The sequence below is a fragment of the Verrucomicrobiia bacterium genome, from assembly GCA_035577545.1.
In the GTDB taxonomy this organism is placed as follows: domain Bacteria; phylum Verrucomicrobiota; class Verrucomicrobiia; order Palsa-1439; family Palsa-1439; genus Palsa-1439.
Window position 1 is genome coordinate 45208 of sequence record DATLVI010000041.1, and the last position, 18305, is coordinate 63512.

16 protein-coding genes are annotated in these 18305 nt (G+C 58.5%); 7 read left to right on the forward strand and 9 right to left on the reverse strand.

Annotation, left to right across the window (positions count from 1 at the left end; genetic code table 11):
* Positions 1-56: 56 nt before the first annotated feature.
* On the reverse strand, positions 57-620 hold the full coding sequence (gene msrA / locus VNL17_15030; protein ID HXI85394.1) for a peptide-methionine (S)-S-oxide reductase MsrA: 564 nt from the start codon (positions 618-620) through the stop codon (positions 57-59).
* 288 nt (positions 621-908) lie between these two features.
* Here msrA and VNL17_15035 point away from each other — a divergent pair, with 288 nt between their 5' ends.
* A complete protein-coding gene (locus VNL17_15035) occupies positions 909-1925 on the forward strand; it encodes a hypothetical protein (protein ID HXI85395.1) in 1017 nt (338 codons plus the stop codon).
* A 34-nt stretch (positions 1926-1959) separates the two neighbouring features.
* Here VNL17_15035 and VNL17_15040 read toward each other — a convergent pair whose 3' ends face one another.
* The 5 genes from VNL17_15040 to VNL17_15060 form a co-directional block, all read right to left on the reverse strand.
* Entirely contained in the window at positions 1960-3012 is a 1053-nt protein-coding gene (locus VNL17_15040; GenBank protein HXI85396.1) for a fatty acid desaturase, read from the reverse strand.
* Between the two features lie 134 nt (positions 3013-3146).
* On the reverse strand, positions 3147-4739 hold the full coding sequence (locus VNL17_15045) for a DUF255 domain-containing protein (protein HXI85397.1): 1593 nt from the start codon (positions 4737-4739) through the stop codon (positions 3147-3149).
* Positions 4736-5674, reverse strand: coding sequence for a DNA-binding domain-containing protein (locus tag VNL17_15050; GenBank protein HXI85398.1), 939 nt, complete (start codon positions 5672-5674; stop codon positions 4736-4738). Before VNL17_15050 ends, VNL17_15045 begins: the two co-directional genes overlap by 4 nt.
* Complete coding sequence (locus VNL17_15055) at positions 5613-6467, reverse strand: DUF692 domain-containing protein (protein HXI85399.1); 855 nt, start codon at positions 6465-6467, stop codon at positions 5613-5615. Before VNL17_15055 ends, VNL17_15050 begins: the two co-directional genes overlap by 62 nt.
* A gap of 65 nt (positions 6468-6532) precedes the next feature.
* Positions 6533-6817, reverse strand: coding sequence for a hypothetical protein (locus VNL17_15060; protein HXI85400.1), 285 nt, complete (start codon positions 6815-6817; stop codon positions 6533-6535).
* A 640-nt stretch (positions 6818-7457) separates the two neighbouring features.
* Here VNL17_15060 and VNL17_15065 point away from each other — a divergent pair.
* Positions 7458-9458: a pyrrolo-quinoline quinone gene (locus VNL17_15065; GenBank protein HXI85401.1), complete on the forward strand. Its 2001-nt coding sequence runs from the start codon at positions 7458-7460 to the stop codon at positions 9456-9458.
* Between the two features lie 568 nt (positions 9459-10026).
* Here VNL17_15065 and VNL17_15070 read toward each other — a convergent pair.
* From VNL17_15070 to VNL17_15080, 3 genes are all read right to left on the reverse strand, one after another.
* Positions 10027-10485: a DoxX family protein gene (locus VNL17_15070; protein HXI85402.1), complete on the reverse strand. Its 459-nt coding sequence runs from the start codon at positions 10483-10485 to the stop codon at positions 10027-10029.
* An 82-nt stretch (positions 10486-10567) separates the two neighbouring features.
* A complete protein-coding gene (locus tag VNL17_15075; GenBank protein ID HXI85403.1) occupies positions 10568-12019 on the reverse strand; it encodes a heavy metal sensor histidine kinase in 1452 nt (483 codons plus the stop codon).
* The gene (locus VNL17_15080) at positions 12000-12671 is read right to left on the reverse strand and encodes a heavy metal response regulator transcription factor (protein ID HXI85404.1); all 672 of its coding nucleotides are present in this window, start codon (positions 12669-12671) and stop codon (positions 12000-12002) included. Before VNL17_15080 ends, VNL17_15075 begins: the two co-directional genes overlap by 20 nt.
* Positions 12672-12946: 275 nt before the next feature.
* On the opposite strand from VNL17_15080, the gene VNL17_15085 reads away from it, so the two are divergent.
* From VNL17_15085 to rodA, 5 genes are all read left to right on the forward strand, one after another.
* Entirely contained in the window at positions 12947-13975 is a 1029-nt protein-coding gene (locus VNL17_15085; GenBank protein ID HXI85405.1) for a rod shape-determining protein, read from the forward strand.
* Between the two features lie 90 nt (positions 13976-14065).
* On the forward strand, positions 14066-14848 hold the full coding sequence (gene mreC / locus VNL17_15090) for a rod shape-determining protein MreC (protein ID HXI85406.1): 783 nt from the start codon (positions 14066-14068) through the stop codon (positions 14846-14848).
* A complete protein-coding gene (mreD, locus tag VNL17_15095) occupies positions 14845-15312 on the forward strand; it encodes a rod shape-determining protein MreD (protein HXI85407.1) in 468 nt (155 codons plus the stop codon). The genes mreC and mreD overlap by 4 nt, the downstream gene beginning before the upstream one ends.
* Positions 15309-17183, forward strand: a complete 1875-nt coding sequence (gene mrdA, locus VNL17_15100; GenBank protein ID HXI85408.1) for a penicillin-binding protein 2 — start codon at positions 15309-15311, stop codon at positions 17181-17183. The genes mreD and mrdA overlap by 4 nt, the downstream gene beginning before the upstream one ends.
* The gene (gene rodA, locus VNL17_15105; protein HXI85409.1) at positions 17173-18303 is read left to right on the forward strand and encodes a rod shape-determining protein RodA; all 1131 of its coding nucleotides are present in this window, start codon (positions 17173-17175) and stop codon (positions 18301-18303) included. Before mrdA ends, rodA begins: the two co-directional genes overlap by 11 nt.
* The last annotated feature ends 2 nt before the right edge of the window (positions 18304-18305 follow it).

Genomic DNA, 18305 nt, shown 5'->3' on the forward strand with positions numbered 1-18305 from the left:
TCCAACGCACGCCAGGATTCAAGCTCTTCGGGACTCCAGGTCTGCCGAGTGTGGGCTCAGTTATCCTTGAGCTTGTCCCGGAAATGCTCGCGAAACTTCGCCACCTTTGGCGCGATCACCATCTGGCAATAGGGCTGCCTCCCGTGCAGTTTGAAATACTCCTGATGATAATCCTCGGCCTTGTAGAACGCCTTGAACGGTGAGAGTTGCGTCACGATGTGGCCGCTCCAAATTTTCGCCGCAGTGATTTCCTTGATCACCTGTTTGGCCACGGCCTTCTGTTCGTCGTCGCGATAAAAGATCACCGATCGATACTGCGTGCCAACATCGTTTCCCTGTCGATCCAGCGTCGTAGGATCATGCACGGTGAAGAACACTTCCAGGATTGTCTTGAGTGAAATAGCTTTGGGGTCGTAAGTGATCTGGCTTACTTCGGCGTGCCCTGTATCGCCGCCGCAGACCTGTTCGTAGGTGGGATTCGGTACGGCGCCTCCCGAATAACCCGATTCGACTTTCTCGACGCCCTTCAATTGTTCGAAGACGGCTTCGGTGCACCAGAAACAGCCGCCGCCGACGGTGATGACTTCGTTGGCTTGAGAGTTAGTAATAGTTTGGCTCATGGCGTTCGTCCCCAGCACGACTCCTGCTACCAGTGTAAGGGTTTTTAACACAAAGGTTCGATGCGGCTGACCAGAGAGGCGATTCGTATGTTGTATGCGCATAACCAGTTATCGCCCACCCGATTATTGACGACGGATGCTGAAGTTGTGAGTAGGCGTTCCACGATCAAGACCGCGCGTTCGTCTCGCGAACTCGATAAAAAACTCTTTTCTGCGAAATTTCAATCTTTTATCTCGAGTCATTTGCATTCGTGAGGTATCATGCGCGCTGTTGTGCAAAGAAGTAAGATGTACCTGTTCGCCCTTGTCGGCGGACTTGCTTCGACGGTGGCGTTGGCGGCGTCTGATCCGTTGGAAAGCCTGAAGACCTTCAGCGATTTTCAGTCGATCAACCTTGAAAGGCTGCTCGATGGCGAAATTCTCACTGAGCGCGGTTCCTTGATGGATTCCCCGGACGGCATTTCCGCCCAGACCTGTTTTGTGGTACCGGTGACGGCAAAGGAGGCCGTCCGGCGGCTGCGGACCTGGGATCCGTCATCGCACGAGGCGTTGAAAGTCTTCGCGTTTCACCCGATGCGGGCCCCTTGTCACGCCAATGATTTTCAAAGCCTGGGCCCTAATTTCGATCAATACGGATTTCGGTGGCTGCTCGACAAGACCCTCGCGACGACGGCCGCCAAATCGGAGCTTAACCTGACTCATGACGAGGCTCGGCGGCTCTCGGATTGCGCGCAAAGCCATTCCGATCCGCAAACGGTCGGCACTTGCTGGGCGGATCTGTTGCAGCAACGGGTCACGGCGTTTCTGGACAAGGGTTTCGCGGGCGTGACACCGTATGAAGCCAACGGCGCCACCGTGTCGTCGACCGAGCAACTTCGGTCGATCCTGCGCGAACGGACGTCGGTGTGCCGCGAGTTCGCGGTTTTGTTGCGGCAGAGCGGGGTCCTCGACACACCGCGGTCAGCGAAGCTCACGCCGCTGCCCTATTGGGGCCTGTATGAGGCCAACCATCGCACCATGCTGAACCTCGGGGCGATCTACGTGTTGCCCGTCGAGGATCATTACCAGCTGATGGACGCGGAGTATTACGTCAGCGGCAGTTATAATGGCGCCATCACCCTGTGCGAAATCTGGCCGATCCGTATCGGCGATAGATCCGCCGCATTGGTTTGGCGGGGTGATTTCGTTTCCGCCCGAACCCTGGCGTTGGTGAAAGGGATTGACCGGATTGCCTATGGAGCAATCATGGTCCAGGAAATCAAGAAAGTGATCCGCTGTTTCCAGGACGATCTACGGCGCAAATGATCGCCGGCAGAGAAGATCTGATTGCGATATCCGGTCAGAGCCGCGCGGCTTGGCGCAGTTGACGGCGAATGGCCCTGAGATCCCTGTAGCTGATAAGCCGGTGGCGCTGTTCGTCCCAGAGGCGGAAGGTGAATGATTTGAAGCTGGAGAACAGGGTCACGGGGGGCACGGTCTGAAAGAGTGGTTCGGCTTTGTGGCATTTTTCCAGGTTGTAGTTGGGAATCCGCGGGCTAAGGTGATGAATGTGATGGAAGCCAATGTTGCCCGAGAACCATTGCAGTAACTTGGGCAGTTTGTAGAAGGAGCTGCCCTGCAGCGCCGCCGTCGTGTAGTCCCACTCGTCGCGGCGTTCCCAGTAAACTCCCTCAAATTGATGCTGCACGTAAAACAACCACACGCCAGCCGTACCGGCCATTGACACCACACTGACCTGAATCAACAGGTAAGCCTTCCAGCCGAAGACGGAAATCATGGCACTGACCAGGCCCACAAGAGCAAGGTTCGTCCAGTATACGGAATGCCGCTCGCGTTTGCTGGCGCCCGAGGAAGGTAGGCGATGCTTGATGAGAAACAAGGCCGCGGGGGCAATGACAAACAGCACGATCGGATTGCGCGCCAAGCGATAAGCGAACCGCTTCCAGCGCGACGCCTCCAAATACTCCTGAACTGTCAGCGTCCACACATCGCCCTTGCCACGCCGATCCAAGTCACCCGAACTGGCATGATGCACCGCGTGTTCCCACCGCCAGAGGTAATATGGCGTGAGCGTTATTACGCCCGTGACAAATCCCCAAAAATCATTCGCTTTGCGCGATTTGAAAAATGAGCCATGACCGCAATCGTGGAAAATGATGAAGATACGGACCAAAAACCCGGAAGTAAGAACTGCGAGGGGGACGACAAGCCAATAGGACACCGACAGACTGAGATACATCAAATACCAAAGTACCGCGTAGGGAACGATCGAGTTTACGATCTGCCAGACACTGCGCCAAACCGAGGGCTTTTGATATTTTGCCACCACTTCTTTCCAGGGCATGGCCTCTGCCTGTCGCTCGGCATCTGTATGGACTAGTTCTTCAATCATGACGTTCCTTTTGCGGATTTCCCCCAGTGAATGGAAGCTGAACCACCTCCTTGAGGTTCCGCTGAAGCCATAATATACCCCCCAATCGTATTTTCGGCAACATCGAAAACCAAAAAAGACGGCACCGATTCATTTCACCACGAATAGGCGCCGGCGTCGTCGAGGGCGAGCAGGTACTCGCCCACCATGCGTCCCTGGTCGTCAAAGGCGCGGGGCGTGGCGATGGCGGCGAGGATGTGCCGGGCGCGTTCGCGCCAAATGGTTTCGCCCGGGCTGAGATTCGCGAAGAATCGCGCGCACATCACATTATGGACGAATGGCTGTTGGCGGTGCGCAAAAACGCCGGCGGCGTTCTCGTCCGCCGTGTGCTCGAAATATCCGCCCGACTTTGCATCAACAAAATTCTTCACGGTCGCCTCCGCAATGCGTTTTGCCGCGAGACCATAACGCGAATCGCCGCTCGCTGACCCCAGCCGTACGAGTCCCCAGCCCAACGCCGCTGCGTCCGCGAGATAGAACGGGCCGGTCTTTCGGTCGGCATCGTGCCACACACTACCGTTGTCAGTCACGTGGGAAGCGAGAATGGCGTCGGCGGCGCGGCGGGCGCGTTTCAACACGGCTTCATCCTGTGTGAGTTCGTACAGGGTGCTGAGCGCGGCGATGGCGAGGCCGTTTTCGCGGGCGTATACGTGCGTGTCAATGCGCGGAAAACCCAGTTTACGTCGGCCGACGTCGTCGAGAGCGTAGTAGGTGTGACCATCCACGAACGGTTTGTCTTTTTCGTGCGCGTTGAGGTCCGCGTCCTGCGTGGCGAAGAACGTACCGTTGGTGGAGGTGAAAAACTTCTCGAGATAGCTGTCGATCTTCCGCGCATCGGCGAGAAACGCTTTGTTGCCCGTGGCTTGGCAGACGCGCGCCGCCGCCTCGAGGTTGGCTGCCTGATACGCCATCAATTTCTCGAAATGCGGCTCGTTCCATTTGCTCGCCGCGGAATACTGGTAGATGCCGCCCCAAACCGGGTCGATCAGCGCGCGCTGTTTTTCGAGGCTGAAGACGGCCCGTTGCATCGCACGGCCGTCGCCATGCGCCGCGCGGCGAAGTTCAAATTCGATGTTCGCGCCCAGCGGAGCTTTTTGTTGGCGTCCCCACCCTCCTTCGTTCGGGTCATACCAATCGTCAAGGTCGTGTGTGACGCGCGCGCCAATCCAATCGAGGGCATCGACGGCGGCGGATGGATTCGCGCCGATGTATCCCTGGGCGATCGGATTTGCGCGCTCGATGCCGGCCAACGCGGTTTTCAATTCTTCCGGCGCGAGATAGCCGCGGAATTTTCCCAGTTCCTCGGCATCGGGCGAGAAAATAACAGTGGCGGGCCAACCCCATGCGCCGTAGCGTTCGGCGAGGTCGGGTCGCGCGTCGATATCGACGCGGATCGCCACGAAGCGGTTGCTGAGGGTGCGCCCGATGTCGGGATCCAGGTAGGTCGTCGCGTCCATGACATGGCACCAGTGGCACCATTCGGCGGCGCAATCGAGAAGGATGAAGCGGCGTTCCTGTTTGGCGCGGGCGAAGTTGTCGTCCGTCCACGGGACCCATTGGAAAAGCTGTTGGCGCCCCTTCTCGCGGGCCTTGGCGATGTTAACGCTGTCGGGAACGTCGGTGGCGAAGGCGTGTGCCGTGAAAATGAAGAAACTGAGTGCGACAAGTCCGCGCCTGAGGTTTTTCATCGCCGGCAAAACCAACCGAAAGAGCTCCATTCCTTGAACCAATGCTGCAATTCGGATGCCCAATCTTTCCCGGCCGGCGGGCGGCGATTTTCAAGGTAGGCGCAAGCCTTCTCAATCGACGCGCCTTGCTGGAGCGCCTGCAAAATTGCGAATTGTTCGCAGGCGAGCGACTTGTAATAGACCGAGCACTCCATTCGATGGACCGCGATGTACAGCCGCCGCGGTTTCAGCCCACGAAAGCTGATACGCCGGGCCCGCTTGTGCTGCAATGCGACGGCGTTGCTCGCCTCGCCCCGCAGACGGTCGTCGCCCTTCTTGGCGGCGATGAGCAAATCGTCCACGGGATAACGGACTTCCAGCAGAGTGATATAGGGCTGCAATGCGAGACGCACCCTGGAGGGATCGCGACCCAGTAAATCGTCGATATCAATGGTTGGCTTCGCCGCCTCGTCGAAGGCGACGATGTTGGCCCATTCGATCCGCACCATATCGAGCGCCAGCCGCTGATGCGGCGCGATCCATTTCGGTTCTGCGCGCAAAAAACTTTCCACGCGACGACCGAGATTGCGAAGCGAGAACGATTCCGATGGATAACGCGCGAGATAGGCGCGAGCCAGCCGCTCGAATTTCCGATCACCGAGGACGGCGCGCAAGCCGGGGTAATCATCGTAAAAGCAATCGAGAATGCGAAACCAGTACTGGCGGTTGTAGATTTCCAGGCGTTCGAAGGACGTAAGGCGGTCGTTGGGCTTGATGATGGCCTCAGCGACGACCACGGAAGACTTTTGCATCCGATCGCGCGCCGCGAGTGGTCGCATGATCGCGTTCGCCATGGCCGCTTGCACTTCGCCGAGTTGCCGGGCCGGCGCAACTTTAGGCCGACGCGGTTTTTTGCTCGAGCTGACGAATGAACTGGTTGGCTTTGAGCGCTTCATGGTGAACCTCGTCGAACGACGGAATGCGATCGTCCCACTCCAACAACGTGGCGGTGGTGCCGACCAGTTTGACGGCGCGGGAATAAAGTTCCCACACGGGGTCCAGCACCGGATGATCGTGGGTGTCGAGAATATATTTTTTGAATTTGGAATGGCCGGCGATGTGGATTTGCGCGACGCGGCGGTGCGGGACGTTGTTGACGTAATCGTAGGGATTGAAATTGTGATTCTTCGAGGAGACGTAGATGTTATTCACGTCGAGCAGAATGCCGCAGTCGGCCCGCTCGACGACCTCTGTGAGGAACTCCCATTCGGTCATCTCCGAGACATGAAACTCGGCGTAGCTGCTGACGTTTTCGACGGCAATCGGTATCTCGAGGAAATCGCGCACCTCGCGGACTTTTTGCGCGGTGACCTTCGCGGCTTCAAACGTGTAGGGCATCGGCAGCAGGTCGTGGGTGTAACGGCCATCGACGCTGCCCCAGCAGAGATGATCGGACAACCACGGTGTCTTGGTCCGCTTGACCAGGGTCTTGAGGCGTTTGAGGTGCTCGCGGTTCAACTTATCGGCGGAACCGAAGTACATCGAGACGCCGTGCTGCACGACCCGGTATTGTTCGAGGATCTGGTCAAGGACCTGCAAGGGACGGCCACCATCGACCATGAAATTTTCGGAGATGATCTCGAACCAATCGACGACGGGTTTGCGCGTGAGGATGTGCTGATAATGCGGCACGCGCAAGCCGATGCCGATACCGTAATCGGTGAATCCGTTGAAGCGATTGGCCGGCATAAAGGAATAATCAGTGGGGGCGGCTTGCGGCCGCCCCCACGTCCATCAAACAAACACAGAGACGACTATTTCGCCGGCGTGTTGGTGCTGCAGCCACCCTTGCCTTTGCAGGAGTTCTGCCCCTTGCAGCCGTTGTCGCTGCCCTTGCAACCGCCCTGACCCTTACAGCTGTTCTTCCCCTTGCAGTCGTGCTTGCCCTTATCGCCGGTGTCGTCCAACTGGCCCCAGGCCGACAGGGTCGCGCCCTTGGTGGATGTCGTGGACTGGCTGGCATATGTACGCGCGACCACGCCCGTCATCAAACCGGCCATCGCTGCGCCTGCGACCAATGCTTTCGTAGATCTCTTCATTACCTCTCCTCTGTTGGGTGTTTGGTTGGTTTTGGACTTCCGTTCCTGTCACGCCGGGCAGGAACGAAGATGGTTTCAGACTGATTGGGATTTCGAGCTGAAAAGAGCGTATCGGCAGAGGGCACGGGCGTCGTGGATATCTGATGAACGTCCCGTTCGTTGGATTCGTACGTTTTCACCAAGGTCCGCCGTAATTTAAGATACGGTGCAATAGTACATTTGGATTTAGACCCGTGTATCAGGGCCCGCCATAGGCCCTACGAACGACTTTCACGCCAGCGACAAAGCTAAACTACCGCACCGCCGAATGCAAATCGAATCGGGAGGGGTCGAGATGGGAGTTGCAGCGCTACTGACCAAATATCGGTGCGGCGGATATTGACTGGAAATATGCGATTGTGTGGGCCTGATCCCTCTATCGGTATCCGGGAAGTATATTTTCTAAGGAGGGAAACGAAGGAGGGGGTATTGGCGGCGTAACAGAGCGGAGTAAGTCTTAGAGCCGCGAAAAAGGCTTGATAATACTGTCAGGGAGGATAAAATGGTGGTCAGTGTGACTGAGGGGATTGGTTCCAACATCACGTGCCTTCAATCGAACGGTAACACGGAATTCAGGTAGTATCAGGAATCGAGGTCGCCGATGGAGCGAACTCAGGGAAGAACTCGAAAGTGTTGTCGTCGGGTCGTTTCTGCCGCCGTTATCTTTGTCGTCTTCTTGTCGCCGTTCGGGGCTATTGCGGCAAATGTTCTCACACAGCATAATGATAATCTCCGCACGGGGGCGAATCTCCAGGAATTTGTCCTCACCACCAACAATGTGAGCACAGCGCAATTCGGAAAAGTCTTCAGCCGTTCCGTTGACGGGCAAATGTATGCGCAGCCGCTGTACGCCCATGCGGTGGCGATCTCCAATCAGTTTTATAACGTCGTGTACGTCTGTACGGAGAGCAACAGCGTGTACGCGTTTGATGCCGACAATGCCGCTGCGTCCAACGCGCTCTGGCATGTGAACCTCGGCCCGCCAGTTCCCATTGCGGATTTGAATAACTGCGGTGACTTGTCGCCCATCGTCGGGATCACCAGCACGCCCGTCATCGACCCGACTACGGGCACGATCTACGTCGACGCCAAGACCGTGGAAAGTGGCAATTACTTTCACCGATTGCACGCGTTGGATATTGCGACCGGGCAGGAGAAATTCGGCGGGCCCGTGGTGGTACAGGCGTCCGTTCCAGGCACGGGCGATGGCGGCACCAATGTTTCCTTCGATGCGCAGCACGAACACAACCGTCCCGGTTTATTGCTGTTGAGCAATGTGGTGTATCTGGCGTTCGGTTCGCATTGCGATTGGGCTCCCTATCACGGGTGGTTGCTCGGTTACGGCGCAACAAATCTCCAGCAGGTGTGCGCGTTCAACACAACACCCAACGGCGGTGAGGGCGCGATTTGGTCGAGCGGCACGGGGCCGGCCGCGGATTCCGCCGGCAATATCTACGTGGTGACCGGCAATGGCAGTTTTGACGCCAACACTGGCGGGCCGGACCTTGGCGACACATTCATGAAGCTCACTGTCTCCAACAATACCCTGGCCGTCGCCACCTGGTTCACGCCGTATAATCAGGCCGCGCTCGATGCCTCCGACCTGGATCTGGGTTCTGGCGGGACACTCTTGCTGCCCACCACCAATATGGTTGTCGGGATCGGCAAGCAGGGCGTGTTGTATCTGTTGAATCGCGACGACATGGGCGGGTATAGCACCGCGAATTCCGACACGAACGTCCTCCAGGAATTTCAGGCGGTGCCGTCGACGTGTTGCATCGGACCAAGCCCGGTCTATTGGAACGGTCCGAGCAATCAGTTTCTGTTTACGTGGACCGGCGGCGACGTGATGAAGGCGTTCAACTTCACTGGTTCCTCCATTGACACCAACCCACTGGCCCAAGGGAATGCGACGTTTACGCAATCGCGTCCCGGCGGTATGTCGTTGTCGGCCAATCTCAACGTACCCGGCTCCGGGATTGTCTGGGGCATCTGCAATTTCCAAGGCGGCACGATCGTTGCCTACGACGCTGGCAACGTCGGGCACACATTGTGGACCAGTCAGTCCAAGGCCTCGCGCGATTCGCTCGGGAGCTACGTTAAATTCGCCTCGCCGACCATCAGCAATGGAAAGGTTTACGCGCCGACGGGCGCCAACCAATTTGTCGTTTACGGTCTATTGACCGCGCCATACCAACTCTGGCGGCAGGCCAATTTCACCAGCGCTGAATTGACCAACACTTCGATCAGCGGCGATGTGGCCGATCCGGATGGTGATGGGATTCCCAACTTGATGGAATACGCCCTCAGCCTCAACCCCAAGGTCCCGGATCTCAACGGCCTGCCCAACGCCTCCGTTCAGAATCTTGCGGGTACAAACCATCTGACCATCGCGTACAAGCAGGTTCTTTACAACACCGACATCAGCTACACCGTGCAAGTTTCGAGCGACCTCGTCACGTGGAATTCCGGGCCGGGTTTCACCGCGCCCATTGGCCCGCCCGTTGACAACGGTAACGGCACCGAAACCTGGACAGTTCAGGACATGGCCCCGTCTGATTCCATGCCGGCGCGGTTCATTCGGCTCAAGATCACCCATTGACTGTTGGCTCTGCTGGCACGCACTGCGGTCGCTCTCGGCAGTGACCCTCGAACCGCCACGAAGAAGGACATGGTCTGCATGGTGCTTTCGTCCTTGCATGCTTGACCAGAGCCAAGCTCACCGAGCGCAGCCGCAGCAGATGAGGCTTAAAGCGCTGGACATCGGATTCCGATAGTGGTATGATGCGGGGTATGAGTAGTAGGAGAGGCCACGTCGCTGAGGCTTCCGGCGTCGCACTTCGTACTATGGAGGACAGGTCCGCCACCGTGAGACCGCCACGGCGGACGAGACAAGGGCCGAGCTATCAGTCATCGATAATGCTACGGTTTGACTCGCTGTTGGGGGCAGATCGGGGCCTATATATGTTTCTGCGAAACGAACCCAATTTATTTTTGCGCGGTTTTCGATGTATCGATTTTAGATACAGAACCTTGTGTCGTTTGCAGTCGGCGTTTGCAGGTGGGTTCGTTTTGGAAAACGAACCCAATTTGAGGGGGGTTTTGGTGGGTTTGAATGCGGTAAAGGGACAAACAAACCCATTCGTGGATCGTAGCGTGGTTGAGCGATGCTACTTTTTCTTTTCGCCGCACGACCTGGCAATGATGGCGTCCAGCGAGAAGCAGCCGGGCCCGAAAATGAGGACGATTACGCAGGTCAATAGGAATAGAAATGGCGCGGCGGTGACGAACTTGTCAGGATTGCTAAAAATGGCGTGGGCCGCCTCTGACTCGGCGGTGAGGTAGGCGATGACCATGGTGAAGATGAGCGGGACCGTAGCGATGCGCGAACCCAATCCGAGCAGGAGGAGCAGTCCGCCGAAACATTCCGTGCTGCCGGCGAGGATCGCATTCAGCTTGGGAGCGGGGATATTCAAGGTGGCGAAAAACCCGGCGGTCTTATCGAGATTCATGAGCTTACCTTTCCCCGTCCCGAAAAACTGCCAGCCCCAATATAGGCGGATGACGAGCAGGAATGGTGATTGCAGTCGCGAAACGAGGCTGACCCACAACGCGTACAGTTTTTTCATGATTTCACCCTGTCGGTCGATCAGGCTTCTTTGTGGGGACGCGCCTGAGTTGGGCGTATCCTACTGGCGCGTGCGCAACTTTTCAAGCCGCATTGCCGGGGAACCGAAGCACGACGGTCGTGCCCGCTCCCGTCGTGCTGGTGATCGCCACTGTTCCGCCATGGAGCGTCAGGATGGATTTTACAATCGCCAACCCGAGCCCGAGGCCTTGTGGGTGCTGCGACCGCGAGCGGTCGGCGCGATAAAAGCGGTCGAAGATGCGGGGCAGATGCTCGGGGTCGATCCCCGTTCCCGTATCGGCGACGGCGATGTCAACCCATCCGCCGCCCGGGCGGGCCACCGAGATCACGACCTTGCCACCACGCGGGGTGTAGTGCAACGCGTTGGAGAGCAAATTACTGACCGCCTGCCGGAAAAGCAGCGGATCGGCGTTCAATCGACCGTCCCCCCCGCATGCCACCTCGACACCCTGTTCCTCCGCCACGACATCGTAAAACTCCCGCACGGCCTCGATCTCCGCGCGAACATCCAGCGCCGATCGTTTCAACTCGGTTTCGGCGTTCTCCGCCCTGGCCAGAAAGAGCATGCTGTCAATGAGGCGCGCCAGCCGACCGCATTCTTCCAGGCTGGAGGCCAGCACGCGCTGGTATTCTTCCACGGTTCGCGGCTTCGAGAGCGAGACTTCCGCCTCGCCCATGAGATTATTGATGGGGGTTCTCAGTTCGTGGGCCATGTCCGCCGAAAACTGCGAGAGCCTGGCGAAGGAATCTTCGAGGCGATCGAGCATTCCGTCGAATGCCTCCGCCAGGGCAGTCAACTCCTGCGGCCAATGCGTCGAACCGATGCGCTCGTGGAGTTGCGTCGGGCCGGTGCGTTGCGCGGCCGAGGTGATTTCCGTCAGCGGGCGCATCCCCATCCCGGCCACGACGATCCCTGCCGCGGTGGACAAGCCCAGCCCCAACAGGATTACGCCCACAAGCCGCCCCGTAAAACTCTGCACCAATCTCTGTTCCTTGGAAATATCCAGCGCGACCTGGACCATCATCTGCGTTTCGCCCTCGCGTCCGACCTGTCCCCAAGCCGAGCCCAGGAGAAACCATCTCCCATCACTTGCCCGAGCTTTGACAAACTGCCGGGACGATTCCGTCGCTTCGGCAGGAGGTGGGAATTGAAAACCCTCCGCCACTTCCCCCATGTGCGGAGTTGCCCCAAACTCCCTCCCCTGCCGGTCCATGACCCGCGCATAATAATTCGGGTACGTGCCTTCCATGTTGATTTCGGCATCCAAAACCCGGGGATTACTGGGAAGCTCGCGCAGAGCCGCGCGGACGTCGTGCACCTCGTCCTGCAGAAACTGGCCGGCCAAATGGTCGACATTCCGCGCGAGCATCCAATAGACGAGGATGCAGCACACCGTCAGGATCCCCACTGCCGAAAGCATGTAGAGCAGCGTCAGCCGAAACGTGATCGACGACCACCACCGCCGGGGTTTGCGCGCGCCACCCGGTGTCGGCTTAGCGGTCTTCGAGGACATAGCCAACGCCGCGAACGGTGTGGACCAATTTCTTCACGAAAGGCTCGTCGATCTTCTGCCGCAAACGGCGCACGGCGACATCCACCACGTTTGTATCGCTGTCGAAATTCATGTCCCAAACCTGTTCAGCAATGATCGTCCGCGAGAGGATTTCACCGGCGCGCCTGGCCAGCAGGGACAGGAGATCGAATTCCTTGGCGGTCAGATCGACCCGTTTCCCGCCGCGCAACACCTTGCGCCGGGGAAAGTCGATTTCCAGGTCGGAGAGTTTCAGTGTCTCCACCGGCCGGGACGCACCGCGCCGCAAGACGGAATGCATCCGCGCGAGCAACTCGGAGAACGCGAAAGGTTTGACCAGATAATCATCGGCACCCAATTCGAGGCCCTTGACCCGGTCCTGGACCTGGTCCCGCGCCGTGAGGAAGAGCACCGGTGTCTGTTTCCCGCCGCGCCGCATCTCCGCGATCACCGACCAGCCATCGCGGCGCGGGAGCATCACGTCGAGAATCACCAGATCGTAGGCACTGGTCTGCGCGAGGTGCAATCCTTCGTCGCCATCGACGGCGCAGTCGACTACGTAGCCGCCCTCGGAAAGCCCTTTCCGCAAGTAGGCCGCTGTCTTCGGTTCATCCTCTACAACCAGAATCCGCATAGTTACCGCCCTTCTTCGCGAACATTCTTCCGTGACTGCTTCAGAATACCCCTTCCCAACCTCGTTTGCCAAGAGCCGGTTGTGGAATTGATCGCGCATGACCGCAACGGTCAGCTGGCAATTCACTGCTTGACGGGGTCGGCTCTGGACTGTAAAAGTGGCGCGACTTGAATGACTTCGGGCCCCGACTGCGGTCGGACGAGGGTGTGGTTGGAGGTCATTATCACTTTGAGTGGAGGGCGCCGGGAGGACGCGTGGGGAGACAAGCGATTTAGATGTTTGGCAAATTTCTAAACTATTTTTCGACCGATATTGGCATCGATTTGGGAACCGCGAACACGCTGGTTTACGTGCGTGATCGCGGTATTGTTTTGCGAGAGCCCAGCGTGGTGGCCATCCAAACGGGGACAAGCCACGTGCTGGCGGTAGGAGAAGAGGCGAAGAGGATGTTGGGTCGTACGCCAGGTAACATCCAGGCCATTCGCCCCATGAAGGACGGCGTCATCGCGGATTTCGAGATCACCGAGGCGATGCTGCGTTATTTCATCCAGAAGGTGCACAACCGCCGTTATGGCATTAAACCGCGGGTCATTGTCGCGGTGCCGAGCGGGATCACCGAGGTGGAAAAGCGCGCCGTCAAAGACAGCGCCACCCATGCGGGGGCGCGGGATGTTTATCTGATTGAAGAACCGATGGCGGCCGCCATCGGCGTTGGGCTGCCGGTGCAAGAGCCGGCGGGCAACATGATTGTGGATATTGGCGGTGGCACGACGGAAGTGGCCCTGATCAGCCTGGCGGGCATCGTGTTGAGCCGCAGCGTGCGTGTAGCGGGAGATGAACTGGATGAAGCCATCATCCAGTACATGAAACGCGCTTATAATTTGATGATTGGCGAACGCATGGCGGAGGACATCAAGATCAAGATCGGCTCGGGCTACCCGCTCGAACAAGAGCTCACCATGGAAGTCAAAGGACGCGACCTGGTGGCCGGCTTGCCGAAGACCTTGACGGTGACCTCCGAGGAAGTGCGCGAAGCGTTACAGGAACCGATCTCGACCATTGTCGAGAACGTCCGCGTGACACTCGAGCGCTGCCCTCCTGAATTGGCCGCTGACCTCGTCGACCGTGGCATTATGCTGGCGGGCGGCGGCGCGCTGATTCGGGGCGTCGACAAGCTTCTGGCCGAAGAGACGGGGCTGCCCGTTCACATCGCTGATGATCCGCTGAGCGCGGTGGCGATGGGTACGGGTGTGGTGCTCCAGGAACTCGGCTATCTTGAGAAGCTCGCCAAGAATTCATCGTAAGCGCCATCCCACCTGCTCCACCCGCCGAAGAATTGGCCGACGGTAGTCGCGGAAGTTTGTTGGCGACCACCGAGAGGCACGGAAGTTTGAGTGAATCGGAAAAATTTGGTCATTATCGGATTGCTGGTGGTCGGCTGGATTATGTTTCTGGGCCAACCCAACGCTTTCTCGGGTAAGCTGCGCATGGTTTTCGTACAACTTGGTACGCCGTTTGTGAAGCTGGGAGATTACTTTCCCTTCGTCCAGTCGCGCCGACTCCTCGCCCGACAAAATGAGGAATTGCGCCGGGAAAACGATGCGTTGCGCCAACAAGTGCGTGCCCTGGGTGAAACGGGAGATGAGAACCTGCGCCTGCGCCAGCTTCTCAGCTTGAAAGAGCACGCCCCCTTCCACACCGTCACCGCACGTGTCATCGGCCGCGACGCATCCAACTGGTGGGAGAGCATCCAGATCGACCGCGGGAGCAACGATGGTCTCCATATGAACATGGCCGTCCTCAATGCCGATGGCCTCGTCGGCAAGATTGTCTCTGCTACCAAAGGCGAGAGCCGCGTTCTCCTGCTCACCGATCCGAACTGCAAAGTTAGCGCACTCCTGCAGAACACGCGTGAGCCCGGCATCGCCGCCGGCGTCAAGCGCTCACTTCGTCTTTCCCCCCATTGCGTAATGACCTACGTGAACCGCGATGCGAAGATCAAGCCGGGTGAGCCGGTGGTTTCCTCCGGTTTTGGCGGCGTTTTTCCCAAGGGCATTCTCATCGGCACGGTCACCGGTGCGCAACTCAACAAACAAACCGGGATGTATCAGGACGTCGAGATCAAGCCAGCCGCGGACTTTCGCCGGTTGGAGGAAGTGATGGTGATCGTGGAATGAACACGCTCATCGCCATTGTGGGAATCCTGATAGCAGCGGCGCTGCAAGCGCGTTTGCCGACGCTCTGGTTTTTCGGCAGCTTACGAATCGAATTCCTGCCGGCACTTGTGGTGTACACGGCGCTGTCAATGCCGCGCCGATCCGCCATTGCGATCGCGCTCGTGGCGGGCCTGCTGCAGGACGCGTTGTCGGCTGCGCCATTCGGCGTGTCGGCTCTGGCGTATGGCATTTCGGCCATTCTAATGACAAGTCTCCGCGAAGTGTTGGACCGCGACCTACCCTGGGTACAAATGGGCGCGGGCGCCCTGACATCGATGGCGGTGGCGGTCATCGCGTTTTTTTCCATCGGCATTTCATTCGGTATGGTTTTTAAAATGATCCTCGTGGCGGCGATCAGCGGGACGGTCACAGTGTTGCTTTTCTTCGTGTTGGATTACGCGCGGATGGCGTGGGGGAACACATGATCATCAGCGCGCCATTTCGCGAAAACAACCCACGCCTCCGGGCGATCGGCACGATTGTCGCCTGCGGGTTGTTCCTCCTGCTCGGCGCGTTATGGCGCGTGCAGATTCTGCGTGGCCAGCACTACGACAATAAACAGGACGCGCAATCGCTGCGCCGCATCCGCATCCCCGCAGCTCGCGGGGAGATTGTCGATCGCAACGGTGTTGTCCTCGCGAACAACCGCCCGAGCTACGATATCGCGATTTACCTCGACCAAATGGGCGTACCCAAGAAAAGCAACGTCGTTACCATCGCCCAGGCGAATCTGGGCCTGCTCGGTTCGGAACTTGGCCTCCAGAACAAACTTGCCGACCGCGACATCAAGCTTCACTACCAGAAGCGTCGTCCCCTGCCGATGCCCGTGTGGCACGATCTTCCTCCCGAACAGGTTGCGGCCTTTTCCGAACGTGCCGACACTATTCCTGGCACGGATCTGATCGTCATGCCGGTGCGTCAATACCCGCTGGGTCCGCTCGCGGCGCATTTGATCGGCTATGTCGGCAAGGCGGATGCGGACGATGGCGATGAGGATATCGAGAAGTATTCCTACTACCAACCCGACAGCGTGGGCAGGCAGGGCGTCGAGAAGGCGTGTGATGAATATCTGCGGGGTTCACCGGGCGGACGCACCATCCGGGTCAATCCCGCCGGCACGATCAAGGATGATCTGGGCGAGAAACAAGCCGAGCGCGGCGGTCGCGTAACATTGACGATCGACGTCCGACTGCAGCGAATCCTGGAAAAAGCGTTGCGCGAAGCTCCGGCAACCCCGGGCAAGAAGCTCTCCGGCGCGGCGGTACTTCTGGATGTGCGAACGGGTGAAGTGCTGGCCCTGGCTTCAGAGCCGGGCTTCGACCCCAACATCTTCAGTCCAGGCACACCCGCTCAAGTAATCGAAGCGGTCAGGACCAATCCCGCCAGCCCGATGCTCAATCGGACGATCTTCGCGCGTTACCCACCCGGCTCGACGTTCAAACCGATCACCTTGCTGGCCGGGCTTGAGTCTGGTGCAATCTCACCACAAGACACCGTGGTGTGCCCAGGGTTTTTTACCATCGGCAATCACACCTTCCGCTGCTGGAACCACGGCGGACATGGTTCCGTCGATGCCGCGACCGCGATCGCACAGTCCTGCGACGTGTGGTTCTACGAACGGGGTTTGAAAACGGGCCTGGATACCATCACAAAGGTCGCGGCTGAATTCGGCCTGGGTCAACCGACGGGATTTGACCTTGGAAGTGAAGGCCGGGGTTTGGTGCCGAGCGCGGCGTGGAAACGGGCGCAGCGCGGCGAAAGATGGTGGGATGGCGATACGGTCCAGTTGTCGATTGGGCAAAGCTTCCTGCTGGTCACACCCATGCAGATGGCATGCGTGGCGGCAACATTCGCCAATCGCGGCACGGGTTTGCGGCCGTATGTGGTGAAGCGCATCGAGTCCTCCGACGGTCAGGTCGTCCATGAAGGCGAACCGGATGTCCGCGCCCATCTAAGTGCAAAGCCCCAGCAAATTGAATTCGTGCGCCAGGCAATGCTTGGCGCAGTCCAAAGTGGCACGGCGCGTCCGGCCGGGGTGAAGGGATTGAGCGTGGCGGGCAAAACAGGCACCGCGCAATACGATAGGATCGTCGATGGCAAATCGCAACGGTTGGATCGCGCGTGGTTTATCGGGTTCGCACCCTACGACCAGCCGCAAGTTGCCATCTCCGTGCTGATTGAAGACGCAGCGAACGAAAGCCACACGGCAGCGGCGGTCGCCAGCAAGGTTTTCGCGCAGGTGTTTGGGAAGAGCGTCGAGGACAACCATCCTGCGGAGGCGGTCTATGCCGATTAACCGATACCTCGACATGATCAAGCGCATGGATTGGGCGCTGTTCGGCGCCATGGTGGCGCTGGCGGTCGGTAGTGTCTTCTTTATTTATAGCGCGTCGTATTCCGCCTTGGGCTCGGCTGGAGCGCATCCCGGTAAGCTGCCCACTTACCAAATGCAGATGGTGTGGTTCGGTGTCGGGCTGCTGGTTTATCTGGCGGCGGCATTGGTGGATTACCGGCTCATCTGCCAATGGGCCACCGTGTGGTACGTCTTCGCGCTGGGATTGCTCGTACTCGTCCTGGTGGCGGGACATACAATGTATGGCGCGCGGCGGTGGTTGGGTTTTGGCGGTTTCGGGATTCAACCTGCGGAGATTGCCAAGTTGGCGACCCTGGTTGCGATTTCCTATTATCTCTTTCATCGCACGCTGGAAGCCCGCCGGCAGTTGAGCACCGTCTGGGTCGCGTTCGTGGTGGCGGGAGCGCCGCTGGTGCTCATCATGTTGGAACCGGATTTGGGTTCGGCGTTGGTTTTGCTCCCGATTTGCTTTGGTTTGCTTTTCGTGGCGGGCGTGCGCGTGAAGCATTTGCTGCTGGTGATCGCGTTGGGCCTGGTCCTCGCGCCGTTCGCGTGGTTGCATATGAAAGATTACCAGCGTGACCGGCTCACGGTGTTTTTGCATCCGAACAAGGATCCGAGGGGAGTGGGCTGGAATCTCACCCAATCGCTCATCTCGGTCGGCTCGGGTGGGTGGTCGGGAAAAGGTTATCTGCAGGGAACGCAAAACCTGCTGGGATATTTGCCCAGCACCGTGGCGCCGAACGATTTTCTCTTCAGCGTGATTGCCGAGGAGAAGGGGTTCGTTGGCAGTCTCGGTGTGCTGGGGTTGTACGCGGTCATTTTGTTTTCCGGGCTACGGATCGCCGCGAACGCGCGCGACCGTTTGGGAATGCTTCTGGCCACGGGGGTCGTGGTCATGTTGTTTTTCCATATCTTCATTAACGTGGGCATGACGATCGGCCTGATGCCGGTCACGGGTCTGCCCCTGCCATTACTCAGCCAGGGAGGATCGTTCGTGCTGGCCAGCATGACCGCCCTCGGGCTGCTACAAAACGTGTGGATTCACAGGAGGATCTATTGAGC